At 54.9% G+C, this 15,942-nt stretch carries 18 protein-coding genes and 1 pseudogene; 3 read left to right on the forward strand and 16 right to left on the reverse strand.

The features are described from left to right. Window positions 1-48: 48 nt before the first annotated feature. Both IFT66_RS08650 and IFT66_RS23515 read right to left on the reverse strand, forming a co-directional pair. Entirely contained in the window at window positions 49-495 is a 447-nt protein-coding gene (locus tag IFT66_RS08650; RefSeq protein ID WP_062577410.1) for a MarR family winged helix-turn-helix transcriptional regulator, read from the reverse strand. Window positions 496-615: 120 nt separating this feature from the next. Continuing rightward, window positions 616-1,524 (reverse strand): LysR substrate-binding domain-containing protein, encoded by a 909-nt coding sequence (locus IFT66_RS23515; RefSeq protein ID WP_192077359.1) that lies wholly within the window; start codon window positions 1,522-1,524, stop codon window positions 616-618. A gap of 108 nt (window positions 1,525-1,632) precedes the next feature. On the opposite strand from IFT66_RS23515, the gene IFT66_RS08660 reads away from it, so the two are divergent. After that, a complete protein-coding gene (locus tag IFT66_RS08660; protein WP_192077360.1) occupies window positions 1,633-2,688 on the forward strand; it encodes an alkene reductase in 1,056 nt (351 codons plus the stop codon). 23 nt (window positions 2,689-2,711) lie between these two features. Here IFT66_RS08660 and IFT66_RS08665 read toward each other — a convergent pair whose 3' ends face one another. From IFT66_RS08665 to IFT66_RS08685, 6 genes and pseudogenes are all read right to left on the reverse strand, one after another. Further along, the gene (locus IFT66_RS08665) at window positions 2,712-3,101 is read right to left on the reverse strand and encodes a response regulator (RefSeq protein ID WP_342344759.1); all 390 of its coding nucleotides are present in this window, start codon (window positions 3,099-3,101) and stop codon (window positions 2,712-2,714) included. Window positions 3,102-3,458: 357 nt separating this feature from the next. After that, on the reverse strand, window positions 3,459-3,686 hold the full coding sequence (locus IFT66_RS08670; protein WP_192077361.1) for a hypothetical protein: 228 nt from the start codon (window positions 3,684-3,686) through the stop codon (window positions 3,459-3,461). 812 nt (window positions 3,687-4,498) lie between these two features. Next, window positions 4,499-4,777 carry a hypothetical protein gene (locus IFT66_RS08675; RefSeq protein ID WP_192077362.1) on the reverse strand — a complete coding sequence of 93 codons (279 nt, stop codon included), beginning with the start codon at window positions 4,775-4,777 and terminating at the stop codon, window positions 4,499-4,501. A 341-nt stretch (window positions 4,778-5,118) separates the two neighbouring features. Further along, on the reverse strand, window positions 5,119-6,033 hold the full coding sequence (locus IFT66_RS08680) for a dihydrodipicolinate synthase family protein (protein WP_192077363.1): 915 nt from the start codon (window positions 6,031-6,033) through the stop codon (window positions 5,119-5,121). A 16-nt stretch (window positions 6,034-6,049) separates the two neighbouring features. Beyond that, window positions 6,050-6,187 (reverse strand): annotated as a pseudogene (locus IFT66_RS23525) (LysE family translocator); the annotation flags it as partial. Window positions 6,188-6,201: 14 nt separating this feature from the next. Further along, the gene (locus IFT66_RS08685; RefSeq protein ID WP_192077364.1) at window positions 6,202-6,810 is read right to left on the reverse strand and encodes a LysE/ArgO family amino acid transporter; all 609 of its coding nucleotides are present in this window, start codon (window positions 6,808-6,810) and stop codon (window positions 6,202-6,204) included. Window positions 6,811-6,906: 96 nt separating this feature from the next. Here IFT66_RS08685 and IFT66_RS08690 point away from each other — a divergent pair, with 96 nt between their 5' ends. Next, window positions 6,907-7,812, forward strand: a complete 906-nt coding sequence (locus tag IFT66_RS08690) for a LysR family transcriptional regulator ArgP (protein WP_192077365.1) — start codon at window positions 6,907-6,909, stop codon at window positions 7,810-7,812. A gap of 120 nt (window positions 7,813-7,932) precedes the next feature. Here IFT66_RS08690 and IFT66_RS08695 read toward each other — a convergent pair whose 3' ends face one another. From IFT66_RS08695 to IFT66_RS08730, 8 genes are all read right to left on the reverse strand, one after another. Then, window positions 7,933-8,103 (reverse strand): hypothetical protein, encoded by a 171-nt coding sequence (locus tag IFT66_RS08695; protein WP_192077366.1) that lies wholly within the window; start codon window positions 8,101-8,103, stop codon window positions 7,933-7,935. 118 nt (window positions 8,104-8,221) lie between these two features. Then, window positions 8,222-9,013 (reverse strand): DUF429 domain-containing protein, encoded by a 792-nt coding sequence (locus tag IFT66_RS08700; RefSeq protein WP_249406404.1) that lies wholly within the window; start codon window positions 9,011-9,013, stop codon window positions 8,222-8,224. A 197-nt stretch (window positions 9,014-9,210) separates the two neighbouring features. After that, on the reverse strand, window positions 9,211-9,822 hold the full coding sequence (locus tag IFT66_RS08705; RefSeq protein ID WP_342344760.1) for a TetR/AcrR family transcriptional regulator: 612 nt from the start codon (window positions 9,820-9,822) through the stop codon (window positions 9,211-9,213). Between the two features lie 195 nt (window positions 9,823-10,017). After that, window positions 10,018-10,530: a hypothetical protein gene (locus tag IFT66_RS08710; protein ID WP_192077368.1), complete on the reverse strand. Its 513-nt coding sequence runs from the start codon at window positions 10,528-10,530 to the stop codon at window positions 10,018-10,020. 555 nt (window positions 10,531-11,085) lie between these two features. Continuing rightward, on the reverse strand, window positions 11,086-11,913 hold the full coding sequence (locus IFT66_RS08715; RefSeq protein WP_192077369.1) for a metallophosphoesterase: 828 nt from the start codon (window positions 11,911-11,913) through the stop codon (window positions 11,086-11,088). Then, on the reverse strand, window positions 11,910-13,889 hold the full coding sequence (locus IFT66_RS08720) for an AAA family ATPase (RefSeq protein WP_192077370.1): 1,980 nt from the start codon (window positions 13,887-13,889) through the stop codon (window positions 11,910-11,912). Before IFT66_RS08720 ends, IFT66_RS08715 begins: the two co-directional genes overlap by 4 nt. Window positions 13,890-13,969: 80 nt before the next feature. Then, window positions 13,970-14,566, reverse strand: coding sequence for a hypothetical protein (locus IFT66_RS08725; protein WP_192077371.1), 597 nt, complete (start codon window positions 14,564-14,566; stop codon window positions 13,970-13,972). 318 nt (window positions 14,567-14,884) lie between these two features. After that, window positions 14,885-15,073, reverse strand: coding sequence for a hypothetical protein (locus tag IFT66_RS08730; protein ID WP_192077372.1), 189 nt, complete (start codon window positions 15,071-15,073; stop codon window positions 14,885-14,887). 150 nt (window positions 15,074-15,223) lie between these two features. On the opposite strand from IFT66_RS08730, the gene IFT66_RS08735 reads away from it, so the two are divergent. After that, window positions 15,224-15,748 carry a PIN domain-containing protein gene (locus IFT66_RS08735; RefSeq protein WP_192077373.1) on the forward strand — a complete coding sequence of 175 codons (525 nt, stop codon included), beginning with the start codon at window positions 15,224-15,226 and terminating at the stop codon, window positions 15,746-15,748. The last annotated feature ends 194 nt before the right edge of the window (window positions 15,749-15,942 follow it).

Here is a 15,942-nt window from a genome sequence, read left to right on the forward strand (position 1 = left end):
TACATCACGCATGATATTAAGTAAACATCACGAATGATATAATCGCCTTTATCGTTCCAGATTGCCGATAAAGCGTTGGAGCATCGCTACGAAAACCACAGCCTCTTCAGGGCTGAAGCCCTGCATCCCTCTCGCATTTGTGTCGAGCAACACCTGTCGCCCAAGCGCTGCCAGTTCTTGGCCGCGTGGCGTGATGATCACTGTTGAGGCACGCTTATTAGCTGGCACGGGGGAACGCTCAATATAGCCTGCCACTTCCAACTTATCGAGTGTCGCGACCATCGCGGGCTGCTTCACGGCCGATGCTTTTACGAGATCCCTCTGCAGCATAGGCCCGCGCCAAGACAACCATAGCAGCGGGCCAAGTAGGGTCAGCGATATACCATGGGATCGCAACGCGTTATCTACCGACCGGTTGAACACTCGTTCGGCATGATTTGCCAAATAGCCAGGAGCCACGGCAGCTTCTGGATGGATGTCTTCGTTTTTCTTCATTCGAATTTTCTGCTGAAATTCATTTAATTTACTACTCTATCGCTGACTAATTGAACCTGCAGTAACTTTCGCATAACGACCTCGGGCCGGTTACTGAACGGTGGCTAGGTCATTGGCTTGCTAAAGAGCTTTAGAGTGAGCCCGTCGAACAAGCTCATCCACCACAGTCCGGACCCGGGGGAGTATCGCACGGGTCGCGGGCCAAACAGCGTTGAACGGCGACTGCACCTGGCACCGTTCAGGCAGCACTTCGACTAGCTCTTTCCGTTCGATGTAAGGCTGCAGAAGAGACTGCGGCATTTGGCATAAGCCGAAACCGGCAACTGCCATATCGATGACCACCTCCCCGTCGCTCACCAGATGGGTTGCAATTGGATCAACTGACTTCACGCGCCCATCGCTCTCGATGAAACGCCAAGGCGCGGCTCTAGATTGCGAGCCTCCGAGAATGCAGGTGTGATTTTGAAGATCGCGTAGGTCCGTGGGTTCCCCTGCATCATCGAGATAGCGCGGTGCCGCGCAAAGAACGAGGCGCTGTGATCCAAGTGGTCGAGCAGCAATGTCAGTTCGGTCAGGCAACTTGCCGAAACGCAGACATAAGTCTACCCCCTCCTCAACAGGGTCGATGACCCTATCCGAGAAGCTCGCCTCCAAGCGAAGGTCGGGGTGGGCCCTGAGAATGTTCAACAGGATCGGCATGGCGATCCGCCGACCGAACGCCGCTGGCATGTCAACCCGTAGTATTCCTCGAACAGTGCTAGCCTTCGACCGCGCAACGTCTTCTGCTGACCGGAGCAGATCGAATGCAGTTTCGGCTTGCCCGAGGTAGGCCTGGCCATCGAGTGTCAGCGATAGCCGACGCGTTGTCCGATGTAGCAGCGTCACGCCAAGTCGACCTTCCAACTGGGCGACCGCCTTCGCGACAGCGGACTTGGTGATACCGAACTGTGTTGCGGCCGCTGTGAATGAGCCAGCCTTCACAACCGCGATAAAGATTTCTACGCCACCAAAAGGGTTCGTAAGAGCCACTTAACACTCGCTCCAATTGACGACTTCAAGTGTACAGTACGACAACCAGAGGGGCAATTGTCTCCAGAAGGCGTTAGGGCCATATCCATACCAACCAAGGAGATTTTGATGTCCCGTTTGTTCGATCCTTTGAAGGTAGGCGCTCTTGAGCTGCCGAACCGCGTCATCATGGCCCCGCTTACGCGCAAGCGCTCTGGCGTTGACCGTGTGCCAAACTCATTGATGGCTGAATACTATCGACAACGGGCTGGAGCCGGGCTGATCCTGAGCGAAGCGACGTCTGTATCTCCGCAAGGCGTAGGCTACTTGGGCACGGCCGGGATATGGAACGATGAGCAGGTCAACGGTTGGCAACACGTCACGAAGCAGGTCCACGATGCCGGAGGTCGCATCTTCCTGCAGCTTTGGCATGTTGGGCGCATCTCCGATCCAGAACTCCTTGACGGCCAGCTTCCTGTTGCGCCCAGCGCAATCGCTGCGGCTGGTCATGTCTCGGGACTACGCCCGAAACGACCTCATCCTGTTCCACGGGCGTTGGAGACAGACGAAATACCTGGCATTGTCGAGGACTTCCGACGGGGCGCGGAGCGAGCAAAGGCCGCTGGCTTCGACGGCGTTGAGCTGCATGCGGCCAATGGCTATCTCATTGATCAGTTCCTGCAAGACAAGACCAACAAGCGTACTGATCGCTACGGTGGCTCAGTCGAGAACCGTGCCAGACTCCTGCTTGAGATCGTTGATGTACTGATCGAAGTTTGGGACGCTGATCATGTCGGAGTGCACCTGCGACCTCGCGGCGAGGAACACGATATGGGCGACAGCAATCCCAAGGCAATTTTCGGCTTCGTCGCCGACGAACTCGCCAGACGGAAGATCGCCTTCATTTTCGTCCGCGAAATTGAAGCCGAAGATAGCCTGCTCGGCGAGATCAAGCGCCGCTTCGGTGGCCCGGTCATCGCCAACGAACTCATGTCCAAGCAAGACGGGGAGCGACTTATCGAGGCGGGAGATGCCGACGCAGTGGCATTCGGTCGCGACTATATTTCAAACCCGGACCTTGCCGAGCGCCTTCGACGGAACCTTCCTCTGAACACACCGAATAGGGACACGTTCTATGGTGAGGGCCCGGAGGGCTACACAGACTACCCCAGACTGGTGCTGTAACTGAGGATGCCGACTCCTCTCGTTTAGACGAATGTCCTGAAGCGACTAGGGGCGACGGCTTTCATTCCATTGCGGCTGTCAACCGCAAACTGAATCACTGTCGTCAACTCTAGAGGTAGAAGTGGTTTGCTGATCACCCCGAGCGCTTTTGGAACGCCATCGCCAAGTATTTCAGGATTTGCCGTCATGAAAACAACGGTGACACCAGCAGTGGCAAGTTCTCGTCCTATATCAGGTCCTGTCGGGCCATCGAGCAAGTTGCAGTCTACAAAGGCGACTTCGATGCGGCCAAACGGCGGAACTTCATCACGGCTTGCTTCAATGCCAACGACGTTAAATCCGAGTTCAATTACTGCATCCTCTGCCAACATGGCCAGGATCGGTTCGTCTTCAACAATGAGTACGTTTGTCACGCTACATTCTACCCCGTTTGGTGCAGAAGCAAAAAGGAGTATGTATTGTTCCGAGGCTTATTCAGATTTTACGCTAAGGTCAGGAGCGCAGGTTCCAAGCCCAGCTGAATAGCGCAACGTCATAGCTGAAGCGCTAAACGGTTCTTGTCACGACCACGGTTTCCGTTTCTAGCTTCTCAAGATTTTCAGTCATTCAGCCGTTGATGCTTAGATGAACAACCTCCGAAACAGTCTACGATTGGACCGTTGCGCCGCTCATCCGCCGCTGAAAGGATGGCAGAAGGGGTAACTTAAAAGTGAACAACCGAATTTCTCCCTTCGACAGCCCGGCCGTACGGAGGCCGAATTTGGTCATCATCAGACTTCCTGGAGACAGTGCTTGACGAAGTACGACAAACGCTTCTCTTTCTCGCGACCTTCCAACAGCTCCTGGTAGTGGTTTCGAAGATTCTCTGCGGTGATCGATCCCGCAATCCACTCTTCGACAGCGTTTAAGTACGTGGGATCGTCCTCGAATTGCAATCCAAGTGAATGGGCTTTGTTGCGGACCGTTTCGAATATCTCGCGGCGTCTCTCAGGCGTCATGTGAACCTCTGTGGCTACATCCAGAACCGGCCTGCCGGACTCTCCCGCGACAGGATTCCTGCCGATGTACGCGGGACACAACGGCTGGTTCTTGCATACCTACCACCAAACACATAGTACGCCTCCCATATTCAAGGAGCCGAAAGCAGAAGACGGCATGATTGCAGTAGATGGCTTGGAGCGCGAGAATGCGGTTTGTGAAAGTAACAGCGTGGATATGGCTTGGCCTGATAGGTGCTGGTTTTGGTCTTGCTGCTTTCGGGCTTGAGAAACTTCCGATAATGTCCGGGCTAATCTGGGGCTGCGCAATCGGCCAATTGTGCGCTGCTAGAGAAATCGCTGCCAACCCAGGCTACGCGGTAAAGGCTAACATTATTGCGTTGTTGCCAGCGTTGATCATAGTAGTGTTGCGATGGTTTTGTTCCGCGCTGCCTCCGACACTCCCGACGCGGTTCAGCACGTAACGCTCCGATTGCCATTATAGTAGAATATGCTAATATTAATTCCGTTATCGGCAGATACCCCCTCTTGCCGATGATGTGCCTCTGGGATGCCGTTTCAGATGGTAAGCGGAGCGTGTCGGAGTTGGTTGTCACCTTCTACCGTCATGCTCCGCTATAACGTTAACCGGTTGCTGAGGCCGGAGATGCGACCCCGCTACAATTCCTTAATCAAAAAGCCTGATAACATGTCAGTGTCTTGGCATCGCCTTGCGGAGATGCTGGACGACCGAGACGGACGTTTCAAGCATGTACGTCTCGGTCGTTGTCGGCGTCCAAAGGTAACGCATCCCGCAATCTATTGAGATTCGCTTACGCAGCGAAACTTGGCGGTGTTCCAGAAGCAGCTTTCTTCAAAAGCTCGCACAACACAGCGAACCGTCGGTCAGCTTTTGCTAAAACGCTTGCGTCTGCAATCGGTAGTTCGATTACGCCGTGGAGCGAACGAGCGAGATTTCGAGCCGCCTTCCGAATCTCCGGAGAAGCCAAAGTTCCGGCTTCCGCGATCTCAATAGCGATTGCATACATCTGCCTATGGCTTTTTGCCTCGATCGCCGCAGCAAGCCATAATCTCGGGTGATCGTTGGTCATAAGCGACTCTACGCCCCACTCCGAAAAATAGTTTCAGTCGTCGCAAGACGTAGTCAACCTCACGCTAACCAATATATTGAACGCTCATCCACGAGACGCGACTGCTATCATGGCAGTCACGGCAATCATAAGCGCGGTCACCCAGACCATCGCCGTTGATAACCCGACCCCCAACGCAAGCAATGAGCGCGACGAATGAGAAGGCGACAGGTCCCGCAGTCTGCGGCACTGTCAGTTTGGCCGATGAAGCGTACGAGCGGACAAGCGCCCATTGTTTGGATCGTTGAATGTCGTCGGGGACGGCACTGCCCTGTTCCAATGTATCGACTGGACTGACCACGCTAATGCGTAGCCGATAAGTTGACCGCAGTACGGAGTCCATCGACTGCCTCTGCGACCCGGACGCGTGCTTCAGGTTGAAGCCCCAGAACTGGACGGGGCGGCTCGAAGCTTCCTACCCCAACTATCTTTGCGATTGCGTACATGACACGAAAGCTTCCGAACTCCTTGAACAGCGACCACAACGGTTCGAACGCCCTGTTGACGCGCTCCGCTTCCTCGGTGTCGCCGGATTGTGCCGCTCTGGTGAGAGCCAAAGCCTCCGATGGAAGAAGCCCTGCGACAACGCTGTACCAGGCGTCGGCTCCTGCCAGCAGCGCGTCGGCAGCACCCCAGTCTCCACTATAGCCAGTCGCAAAAGTAGATGCCGTGTGACGTCGGATAGTGGCCATCTCGGAGGAGTAATCCCCATCGGCGGGCAGCGGCATCTTGATGGCCACGATGTTTGGAACCTTGGCGAGCCTCTCGATCAGTCTAACGCTGAACGTGAATTTCGTGGTGCTTGGGTTGTTGTAGACGCAAAGGGGAAGCTGTCCGACGTCAGCGACTGCCTCGTAGTGCTCGTAGACCTCCTGCTCTGTAAGAGGCGTGTAGGACACAGGAGCAAGGAGCAGACCGTTGGCCCCCGCTTCTCTAGCATCCCTTGCCAACGCCTGAGCCTCGTCTGTTCGCAGCGCACCGACACCGACGATGACGGGTATCTTCCCACCGACCGTCGTCATCGCTGTTTCCACGGTGCGACGTCGCTGATCACGAGACAAAAAAGCGTATCCCCCGGTGCTGCCGAGAAGTCCGACGGAATCCGCGCCCGCTTCCTTGATACGGTTCAGAATGATCGCCAATGCTGACGCATCGACAACGCCAGCGTGGTCAGTGGGAGTGATTGGGAATGCCGACAGGCCTCGAAACAGGGTCATCAGGTTTCCTTCGTTATCAGCGCGAAAGCAAAAGCTTCACGCTTACCGCTCCATACACGACTGCGAGGGTGCCCTCGATCCAGCGGCGGGCGCGACGGTAGATACGGATCATCGGCGCGGTTGAGAACAGCAAAGCGTAACCGCCGATGATGGTTCCTTTGCTTGAAATCAGACGCGACTTAGCAGCTTGAACGCGATCAGCCACATGACGCATCCGATGACGGCTTCGAGAATGCGCCAGGACAACGGTCGGGAAAAGAGGGGTCTCAACCATCTCGCGCCGTATCCAAGGGAAAAGAAGAACAGGAAAGACCCTGTCACCGCCCCAGCGGCGAACTCGAATCGGTGTTCGGGAAACCGTGTCGAGACTGTCCCGAGCAGCACGACCGTATCGAGGTAGACATGTGGATTCAGCCATGTGAGAGCCAGGCCCATTGCCATCGTTTTTGCAAAGCTGGTTGAGAGGCTATCACTAACTTCCAACGCGCTGGAGCCTCTCAACGCCGACATGAAGCTTTTGGCGCCGTACCAGATCAGAAAAGCAGCGCCGCCATACCGCATGACAGGATCGAGCCACGGCAGAACTTCCACGATCTGCTGCAGACTGGTGACGCCGACGACGATGAGGATAGCATCGGAAAGGGCACAGGCCAGGCATACCGCGAAGACGAATTCGTTTCGAAGTCCCTGCTGCAATACAAATGCATTTTGCGCACCGATGGCGACGATCAGGCTCAGCCCTACAGTCATTCCGGTGAAATAGGTCATAAAATCCATATGAACTTGCTCAATTGTCGATGAGGTCCAAGCGGAGATAGACCCACGGTCAGGGTTAGGCTACTTAAACCGTCTAACGTAGTTTAAGTGAAACTAATGATCGATTACTCCGCGCTTCGTGTTCTGTTGGCTGTCGTTCAATCCGGCAGTTTCGAAAAGGCAGCCGCTGCGATGAACGTTACGCCCTCGGCTGTATCGCAACGCATCAAGCAGCTAGAGGAGCGGGTCGGTGCAGCGCTTGTGGTGCGCGGCTCGCCCTGCGTGGCGACAGCAAAAGGCGAACAGCTCTGTCGTCATATGGAAAACGTCGGCATGCTGGAGCACGACCTGTTCGAAGGACTGCCCTCGCTAGCTGACAAAGACAACCCTCGACAACGGGTCACCATAAGGATCGCCACCAATGCCGACAGTCTCGGGACATGGTTCCTGGAAGCGATGTCGGAGTTCTCGAAATCGTCGAGCTACCTTTTGAACATCTCAGTCGACGATGAAGATTACACTGGAGATTGGCTTCAGCAGGGGAAAGTCGTTGCAGCTGTATCAAGTTCGGAAAGGCCTATATCGGGCTGTCGGCGTTTTCCGCTTGGCGCACTTCGATATCACGCGACCGCTAGTCCGCAGTTCATTGCCAGACACTTTGCCGACGGAGTCACACCGGAGGCGTTGGCCGATGCGCCGACGCTGACGTTCAGCCAAAAAGATCGACTTCAATTGCAATGGGTTCGCCGCACACTCGGTGCTGACGTGAATTTGCCGACACATTGGTTGCCATCGACCCAAAGCTTTCTCGACGCCACGCTGATGGGCATGGCGTGGGGGATGAACCCGGCCTTCCTCGCCAGAGACCACTTGTCAGCTGGTCGCCTTGTAGAGCTGATCCCAGATACTTCTCTCGAGATTCCCTTATATTGGCACATCAACCGGTTGGCGGCGGATCGTCTTGCTAAGTTGACATCGACAATCGTGGATGTTGCCAGGCGCTCTCTTGCTCAGGCGGAATGACCGCTCAAGGCGGGTTGCGGTCGTCTATAGAGAAGGATCATCGGTGCGGGTCGGGAAGGAGTGCGTAGCATAGTCGTTTCCGTTCCGCTCATGACGCTCGGCTTGACAGGTTGCGGCCTCTCAGGACGTTTTATCGCTTTCAATCTTTTGTCGTTCATCGGTCTCCCGCGACATTCTCAGCTTTCGCAACCGGTCGGTCTTTTGCTCACGTGCGGCGGCTTCCTTGTCCAGGATTTCGTAGGCCGCACGATCAGTTTCCTCCCGCTTCGCGATTCTATCAGTCTGCTTCATTTCCAACCTCGATTGCCGATCCACCTAACGTAGCGCGACAACGGCGTCTGCCAACTCGCTGTGGGATTGCATTTTGCAGGAAGCCACCGAGACGCCTTCCTCCATGCTGTGTCTCGGGTTACGAGACGCCTGTCGGTATCCAGATCGCCGACCGGTCGTCGCCGTACGCCTTAGCTGTCCCATCGAGAACGCAAGTACCTACCCACGCGCAGACCACTGCATCCAGTGCGTCCTCAAATGCCTTTAGCTCATAGCTTCGGCAACCGAGGTCCGGCAACACAAGGGCCGCCGCAACGCCTTGCAGTTGGCGCTCCAACAAATCCACAATGTGTTGCCAAATCTCAAACAGCTTCTGGCGACGGACCATTTTGGTTTCACCGGGCCAGTATTTGCCAGACTTGGCGTGCTTGTACGGGAGCCTGCGTGCGGCGCTCGCCAGTTCGATCAAAGCAGGATGGGGGTAGACCTCTATGAGGCCGGAAAGTGAGTTTTCCGACGTAAGCAGAGGGTATCCCTCGCGCTGGAATGCTATCTTTAGTTCGTCACTGAGCTTACCCGGTCGCAGTGCGGTTGGGGAGTGAGTGCCCGCGTGTCGGGCGCCATACAACGACGAGATCAGATTATCGGAGGTTCGACGCTCAACTATAGGGACAGTCGATAATGGCATGTCTATCGCAACGATGGTGATCGCGCTCCCAACATCAGATACGGACTTTGCCAGAAGCGCTTGGGGATCGGGCGTTGAGCCGCGATGCCTCGCATTCATAGAAAGATTGTCGCACAGAAATGCGTGGTATGACGACGCGACTTTCAACAGCCGCCACCCTCCTCCGTCGTCAGTCACCAAAGCTACCCCGCTGGGCTCGACATGGGTCCAAGCGGCATCAATGCCAAGAACTGATCTCATCATTGCAGCGCCCTGTCTGGCTCCGGTGACTTAACGGCGTCGAGCATACTCGGAAACATATTTAATAGAATTCTAATGACGGACGTCTGATAGGTGCACCAGGATAACGGTCGCCCGGCCGTTCAATGGTGAGCTTTGACCAATCCGGTTGCAAAGTTCGCCGTCAGAGCCTGCTTCCCAAAATTCACTACGTGCGGATCTCAATCGCCTTGTTGTGTTATTGCGTTCCATCCCGCCATCATCGCGGTGACCATCGCCAAAAGAGCGTCTCGTGAAGCGCCGTCTCTCGCTTGGATGGAGATACCTTGCAGCATCGTCAGATACACCCTAGCAAGACTTGCTACATCGGTGTCGGGCCGAAATTCGCCTGCATCCACCGCAGCCTGGAACTTCTCGTTCAGCATTTGATACGTGCTTTCACGGCCCGCTTTCACTAACTCAGCTAGCTTAGGTGATTCATCCTGGGTAACTATCGCTAAGGTTGACATGCATCCAAGCGGCTGATTGTGATCAGTATAGGCGTTGACGGTACAGGTAAAAAGAGTTTCGACCGTCTCTCGAGCGGTTTTCGCTTCCATAACCTTCAGCCAAATCGGCAAACCGCGAGTTTCGGAAAAGTGCTCCAAGGAAGCCTGATATAGCGCCTCCTTGTTTCCAAACGCGGCGTACATGGAGGGCGAAGTAATGCCCATTGCGGTGCATAGGTCCGCAACTGACGTGCCCACGAAGCCACGTCTCCAAAAAAGCTGCATCGCGACCTCTAAGGCTACATCGCGATCGAAGCCCCTTGTTCTTCCCTTACCCAACCACATACCCCTTTCGGAGGCGCACAACCGAAGTTTGGCTTATCCATGACGATCGCTACAGAAAATCAGCGGTCGCATATAATCTTTTAGCGTCAAGAACTCCGGCTGGCCATAGAAACGCCTTCCCGAAAATGTCATCGGGTCCTCAAGAGTAACGAAGCTGTGAAACGCGGGCGTCCGGCCGATTGGCGAATACAGCCATTATCCGAATGGCCGCTGAGATCGGAATTCCTCGACGCCCTTTAAGATGCAGAGAAATACTGCGTCATGAGTTAGGAATTTCGAGCTTTTGGTTTGGGCCTCCTCAACAATCTCCCAGCTTCTTTCCAGAGAAAGATTTTTGTAATTATCCCAGCTGATAGTTCCTTCGTCCCCGGTCTCGAAAACTTGAAATACCCAATCCAACCCCAGCACACCAAACAGCCAACGGCGCCTGTCTATGTGCCCTGTTGTAAGTGTTGAAGGTACGCTACCATACCAAATAGCGTCGCATCCGAACGAGCCGATAGATTGTAGACGGGATCTGAGCGCATCATCGATCTCGAAGGCGGTGAAGTCGCACGGCTTTTCAGAGTCCGCTGTATCAGCGGACGAACGGGAGCTAACAAACACTTCAGTCGAAATTCCGATATACTCGATGTAAAAAGTGTTGCCCGGAAAATTGCGCCTGTCAACAAACGTAATGGTCATAGAGCGGTAGCGCTCGGAGAGCATTTGGCGAACTGCTGCTGCGTTGAAAATCAGAAAAAAAGGCGACTATTCGTCCTCGTCGTCAACCAAGTTGTACTCTTCTCGGATGTTGCCTTCGGAGACTCCAAATTTTATCTGAAGCACCGCCTTCGACGAGGAGTGAAATGGCGGAAGCAATCGCCGACCTGGCCATTCCCATACTATGGACGGTCTGCTCGCTTACAAATCTCGATCGTTGAAACTCAGGGGCACCTAACCATTCGATAATGTGCTTAAAACGCTAGACATCTTCGTCGAGCTGCACAGTTATGTATTCCATGTCATTCTGAACTAGCTTGCTCTCGCATTTGCGGGCGATCGGCCTGAACTAGACTTCAAGTTTCAGCGGATTGGATTTCGACCAGTTTGGTGAAAGCGGTCTGAAACCTTCCTTGCTCACTAGCGACAGCGAATCAATCTGGGTTTACTTCAGGATGCAAGTAATGTCCAAGGGTCCAAGGACCGCTAGCTCCACGCAGAAGCTTTCAGCTTTACCTTCATGGGTGATGATATCGAAATTTAAAAATCGGGCTCCGGGCATCACCCCCTGCCCTCCGGCGTCGTCTCGATCACAAAACTCGGTCGAAACCCGGTCCACTTGCCGCGTTCACGTTGGTATCCCAACGGATTGCAAATCATACGCGTTTCCGACTGAATGTAATCACAGAAGCGATGGACGTGCCCATGCACCCAAAATGCCGGGCGGCCTTTTTCGATAACGGCAGACAGGTCCGAGGCAAAGGCCGCATTTGACAGCTGTCCCCTGAACCGGGGATCTAAAGATCGTGGTGTCAGGGCATGATGCGTCAGGACCATCGTCGTGCCCTGAAACGGCTCTTTCAACTTTCTCTCGATGTACGCCCGGCTTTCTTTGTGCCTGGAATACAATTCATCGGGCGTGATAAGGCTGCTTCCACCGTGTCCTCCCGACGCCCGGACTGTTCTGAAATCGACCATAACGCGGTAGCAGGCCTCCATCGCTGCTGCCCGTCGCTGATCGATGGGAAGGCGACCCGACGCATGGGCTCGAACAGCGTAGTCGGTCCAAAGCGTCGCGCCGATAATGCGAAGATCCCCTTTTCTGAGTTCGTCGTTTTCAAGGACATGAACGTTCGTACCGGCGATCTCTCGCCTGACATAGTCGAGTGTCTGATCGATGCTTGAGCCGTGATAGTCGTGGTTTCCAAGTGTCATCACGACCGGCATTCGATGGGCGATCTCTGAGAAGACGTAGTTCATGGTCCGCTCAATTGAACCAGCCACGTCACCAGCACAGACGCATAGATCGGCCTCAGGAACATCGAGCATGTTTCCATAGAGCAGGTCTAATGGCGACGAATGCATATCGCTGATCAGCCAGATTTTCATGAACGCACCTCCTTCTTGGAGGCAGTTGTCTGCGATTCTTGCTTGTCGTGACCCCGGCGCTCGTGGAACGAATTCCTGTCCGGAGATCCGTTAGACATTCTCGCTTTGGGCAGCCCTTCCTCAATCTCGGCAAAGCGCTCTGGGGAAAGATACGCTTGCGTATCGATTTCATCAGCTACGGCCAACAAGAGGTCCTGCTCGCGAGCGAGGATTTCATGTCCACGAGCAAGCTCTTGCACCAGAATTTCGTTCACACTTTCAATTAGCCATGGATGCTGTTGCGAGCCCAACTCTTGCCAGCCGCCGCGACTGCCCAATCGAAGCAGCCTGGTGCCCATGCCGTTTTGCGTCTCCATCGCAAGGCCGAGCCTCGTTGCCTCGGCGAGGTCAGCCTCCGCACCATCAGAATGGCTCCCAAAAATAATCCTTTCGGCGGCGATACCAGCGAGAAGAACACAAATTTGATCCCGAAATCTCTGTTCATTTCGAAGCCAGACGGCGGGCACCTCAAATCCCGCTGCCCCAGCCTGCTGCACCTCAAGGCGAGGGTTCAGTTGCCGATGAACGAAGGCTCCTCTAAACTTCCCATACTCCAGTCGAATTCCGACCAGCGAATGACCGGCCTCATGGACCGCTGCGGAGCGCCGGAATGGACCAGCGATGGGGATCAGTGGCGGCAACTGGGTTGTCAGATCTGAGAGAGCGACCACACGCCCTTCGCGTCGAGCCAGCCGTTTGGCGTCCCGGACAAGCTGAGCGAGATCGGCACCTGCCAACGTCTCAGTGCGCGGGCCAAGGTCTCCGAGATGGCTGGGGCCACCTGGCCCCAGAAGCTGTCGAACGATGGCCAGACGGTCCTCTTCATTTGGCAGGTCAATGACGACATGCCTGTCCAAGCGTCCGGGACGACGAACAGCTGGATCAATCTTGTCGGGATGATTGGTGGCACCGACGACGACCACGCCGTCCCGCCCAGCGGTGCCGTCCAGGCACTCAAGCAAAGCATTGACCACCTGACCGGAATAGCTGGCATGGTCGGCCGGAAATGTCGCGCGATCACCAATCGAATCGAGTTCGTCGATGAAAAGGATACTCGGGGCGTCCGACGAGGCTTTGGCAAACTCCTTCCGCATCGCTTTCAAGGTGTCGCCCAAATGGCCGTTGGCCTGCCATTGGGCCACCGATGTCGCCACGAAATTGACCTTGCAGGTATTCGCCAGAGCCCTGGCAAAAATGGTTTTGCCAACCCCTGGGGGCCCACTCAGCAAAAGTCCGCGATCCACGTCCGACCAACTCAGTTTCTCGTTCCGCCATAGATCCAAATCTGACGCGAGCTGAAGCCCCCATGTCTTGGCCATCCCGTAGCCGTGGAGGTTCTCCAGGAACGCTTGTTTATCTTGGCCTAAATCAGTCGTTGTGGCCCTGCCAACAGACGTGGCCTGTAACCTTTTTAGGGCATCAGCTGCTGACCGATTGCGACGCAACGCCGAAAACATGACTTCCGGCGCGAAGCGAAGCAGACTTTCGGCTTGCTTGGAAGTCACTCGTACATCGATGGCAATCTTACATGCTTGGCGAAGATCCTCAGGCGTGATTGGTTCAATCTTGAAAATCGCATCGACTGAAACAACAACGAGTGGCGGCAGATCGGCAACTTCCGAGATCAGGATAGCACGTGTTTTCCCCGACAGATCGCTCTTGTAGTTGTATTCGATCTTGTGGCTTTTTTCATCCGTGCCGATACACAGGATGCCGAACGTATCACGGTCATCGCGCTCGGCCCCGTCGTATAAATAAGCTCCAGCGGCGGCAAGGTAGTCTTTCGCCGTGTATTCGGGCGGGGTCATGAGAGCCACGATTCCGGCCCCCCCAGAGAAAAATGGCTCGAAATTGCTCAATGTTCTGAGGACTGCCAGGTGCAACGAGTAGTGTTTGACTGAGCCGCGAATGGCCTCGTTCAGCTGATTGTTGGGCATGACTTTTCCTTCACTGCCGCAGCAGCGTTAAAAGATTGAGGCGAAAGGATTGTGTGTTTGGAACCAGGATTTGGAACGTGTTAGTCGCGTCGGCGACGGACGACCGTCTCGGGTCCGATCAAGCGCTCGTCGAGATCTATCGTGATGAAACGATGCAGGATCATTGCAGCCAAACCTGCCATGGGCTTTGTTTCGCGAAAAACGATCAGAGCCTCGGCGACCGTCAGGCTGGAGCATTCGTCTAATGCGCCAAGAAGCCGGACCCGGTCGGAGAGCGCTGCTTCGTAACGAGCGTAGCGCATCAGGTCCTTTGCGTTTTTCAACCGGACCGGCGGCAGGTCTGACCGTTTCACCACCTGATAGGCTAGCCCGGCCTCATCAGCCTGTTTCCTGACCCAGTCCGGCGGTGCCTCCTCTCTTGCCCCATCCACAAGGAAGGAACAATCAGCGCGACGAACGTGGAAGTCCGGTCGATAGGTGCGGCCATCGCAAGTGAGGGCAAAAGACCGGCATGACCACGATGAGATATCGTCGTCAACATCAAGAATGCACCCGATATCCCGCGCCAACTGATCCCTGAACAGGACGGGGCCATCGCAGCGGACTGTGCTTAGCGGATAGTAGATTTGAACAGTGTTTAATTGCGCATCAATGCGCGACGAAGAGATGCTCATCATGAACCCTCGATATAGACGCACGGAACTTCGTTCCCCTGGCGGGCAGTTCAGCGGGCTATTCGTATTGTGGGTCGAGCGATCTTGGTCATAGGGAACAGATAGGGAACAATCTCGAAGCTGTCAACAGGAAATTCGTGGGGTAGGCAATGAAGACTCAGCGCCCGAGATTGGCGGCACGCGTTAATTTCCATGTCACCATCTACAAGATGCGCGATGGAAACTCTCATCATGGTTGGAGGTGGGATGGCCGTCAGACCAAATAACATGTCGCGGCTACCTGAAGATCTTGGCCGCAGTTCGTCCAACCCTGTCCTTCAGTCAAGTCTCGCGGCCGCCCTTGAGCAGAAACTCCCGACCGGCATCAGTGACGCGTTCTTTGAATACTGTCACCAGATAACACTCCCCGGCGATCAGGACGCGCGTCTGTCCTGCTCCATCAATATGATGAAGGAAATCGACAATTTCCTTGTCATTCTCAGACAAAGTCAGAGGTTTCTTTGCGCCCATTGCGGAATCAGTACGCGTTTCACACAACTTTCCTTAGCACACAGTCACCGCATCACAGAGGGCGTTTGAATGCCCGGCACACATTTGTAAGGCATTAGGACAATGTTAACCTTCATGAGACAGCGTTAACTCACTACAAGGGAGCGCGTCATGAAAACAGCCTTTGTGCTTGATACGTGCGTGGTGAGCGAAACTTTCCTGCCCCGCCCACGAGAGAAGGTGATGGCATTCCTCGCTTCGGCGGACAACTATTTCATCCCCGCAGGCGTGTTGATGGAACTGCAGATGGGGATCACGAAGGTCTGCGCTACCAGCCCGCTGAAAGCAGTAAGGTTGAGCGCCTGGTACAGCAACTTAAGGCGAGCAGGCATCCCGATAATCGACACCGACGCGGACATCAGTGAAATCTGCGGGATATTATCGGTTGATCCGCGCTTACAGGGCCTGAGGCGCGGCCAGGATTTGCATATCGCTGCCGCCGCCCTGTCTAGGCGCCTGCCGATTGCGACCATGGATGTCGACGACTTCATGCTGATAAACTCGTGCTATCCCCTGCCCGGGATCTACGATCCTCTCTTTGACCGGTGGCATGTTCGGATGGAGCCATTGGCGACACTTTATCCAATCGCATCGCATGAGCGCGACCAGGAACATTCACCGATCCCGGGCATCTGATCTTTTGGCACAACATTTAGCTCAAGACCGTTAAATTTAGCGGCTGCCCCGCCCGTTTACATGTCGATGGAAGAAGCGTCCGTTTTGGTGTCCTTCAGGACGGAGATATTCAACATCTCTGACCAGCCTCGCGAAACACATGTTCAAAGCGCTCTCCGCTTCAGACTAGAGCGCCCTGTTTCGACCGGTAGAAG

This window comes from Rhizobium sp. CFBP 13726 (assembly GCF_014841925.1).
Lineage (GTDB): Bacteria > Pseudomonadota > Alphaproteobacteria > Rhizobiales > Rhizobiaceae > Neorhizobium > Neorhizobium soli.

Excerpts from the sequence above, each read along its gene's own strand:
- IFT66_RS08650 (WP_062577410.1), bottom strand. The coding sequence starts at position 495 with ATGAAGAAAAACGAAGACATCCATCCAGAAGCTGCCGTGGCTCCTGGC.
- IFT66_RS08660 (WP_192077360.1), top strand. The coding sequence starts at position 1,633 with ATGTCCCGTTTGTTCGATCCTTTGAAGGTAGGCGCTCTTGAGCTGCCG.
- IFT66_RS08670 (WP_192077361.1), bottom strand. The coding sequence starts at position 3,686 with ATGACGCCTGAGAGACGCCGCGAGATATTCGAAACGGTCCGCAACAAA.
- IFT66_RS08675 (WP_192077362.1), bottom strand. The coding sequence starts at position 4,777 with ATGACCAACGATCACCCGAGATTATGGCTTGCTGCGGCGATCGAGGCA.
- IFT66_RS08680 (WP_192077363.1), bottom strand. The coding sequence starts at position 6,033 with ATGACCCTGTTTCGAGGCCTGTCGGCATTCCCAATCACTCCCACTGAC.
- IFT66_RS08685 (WP_192077364.1), bottom strand. The coding sequence starts at position 6,810 with ATGGATTTTATGACCTATTTCACCGGAATGACTGTAGGGCTGAGCCTG.
- IFT66_RS08690 (WP_192077365.1), top strand. The coding sequence starts at position 6,907 with ATGATCGATTACTCCGCGCTTCGTGTTCTGTTGGCTGTCGTTCAATCC.
- IFT66_RS08695 (WP_192077366.1), bottom strand. The coding sequence starts at position 8,103 with ATGAAGCAGACTGATAGAATCGCGAAGCGGGAGGAAACTGATCGTGCG.
- IFT66_RS08700 (WP_249406404.1), bottom strand. The coding sequence starts at position 9,013 with ATGATGAGATCAGTTCTTGGCATTGATGCCGCTTGGACCCATGTCGAG.
- IFT66_RS08705 (WP_342344760.1), bottom strand. The coding sequence starts at position 9,822 with ATGTGGTTGGGTAAGGGAAGAACAAGGGGCTTCGATCGCGATGTAGCC.
- IFT66_RS08710 (WP_192077368.1), bottom strand. The coding sequence starts at position 10,530 with ATGCTCTCCGAGCGCTACCGCTCTATGACCATTACGTTTGTTGACAGG.
- IFT66_RS08715 (WP_192077369.1), bottom strand. The coding sequence starts at position 11,913 with ATGAAAATCTGGCTGATCAGCGATATGCATTCGTCGCCATTAGACCTG.
- IFT66_RS08720 (WP_192077370.1), bottom strand. The coding sequence starts at position 13,889 with ATGCCCAACAATCAGCTGAACGAGGCCATTCGCGGCTCAGTCAAACAC.
- IFT66_RS08725 (WP_192077371.1), bottom strand. The coding sequence starts at position 14,566 with ATGATGAGCATCTCTTCGTCGCGCATTGATGCGCAATTAAACACTGTT.
- IFT66_RS08730 (WP_192077372.1), bottom strand. The coding sequence starts at position 15,073 with ATGGGCGCAAAGAAACCTCTGACTTTGTCTGAGAATGACAAGGAAATT.
- IFT66_RS08735 (WP_192077373.1), top strand. The coding sequence starts at position 15,224 with ATGAAAACAGCCTTTGTGCTTGATACGTGCGTGGTGAGCGAAACTTTC.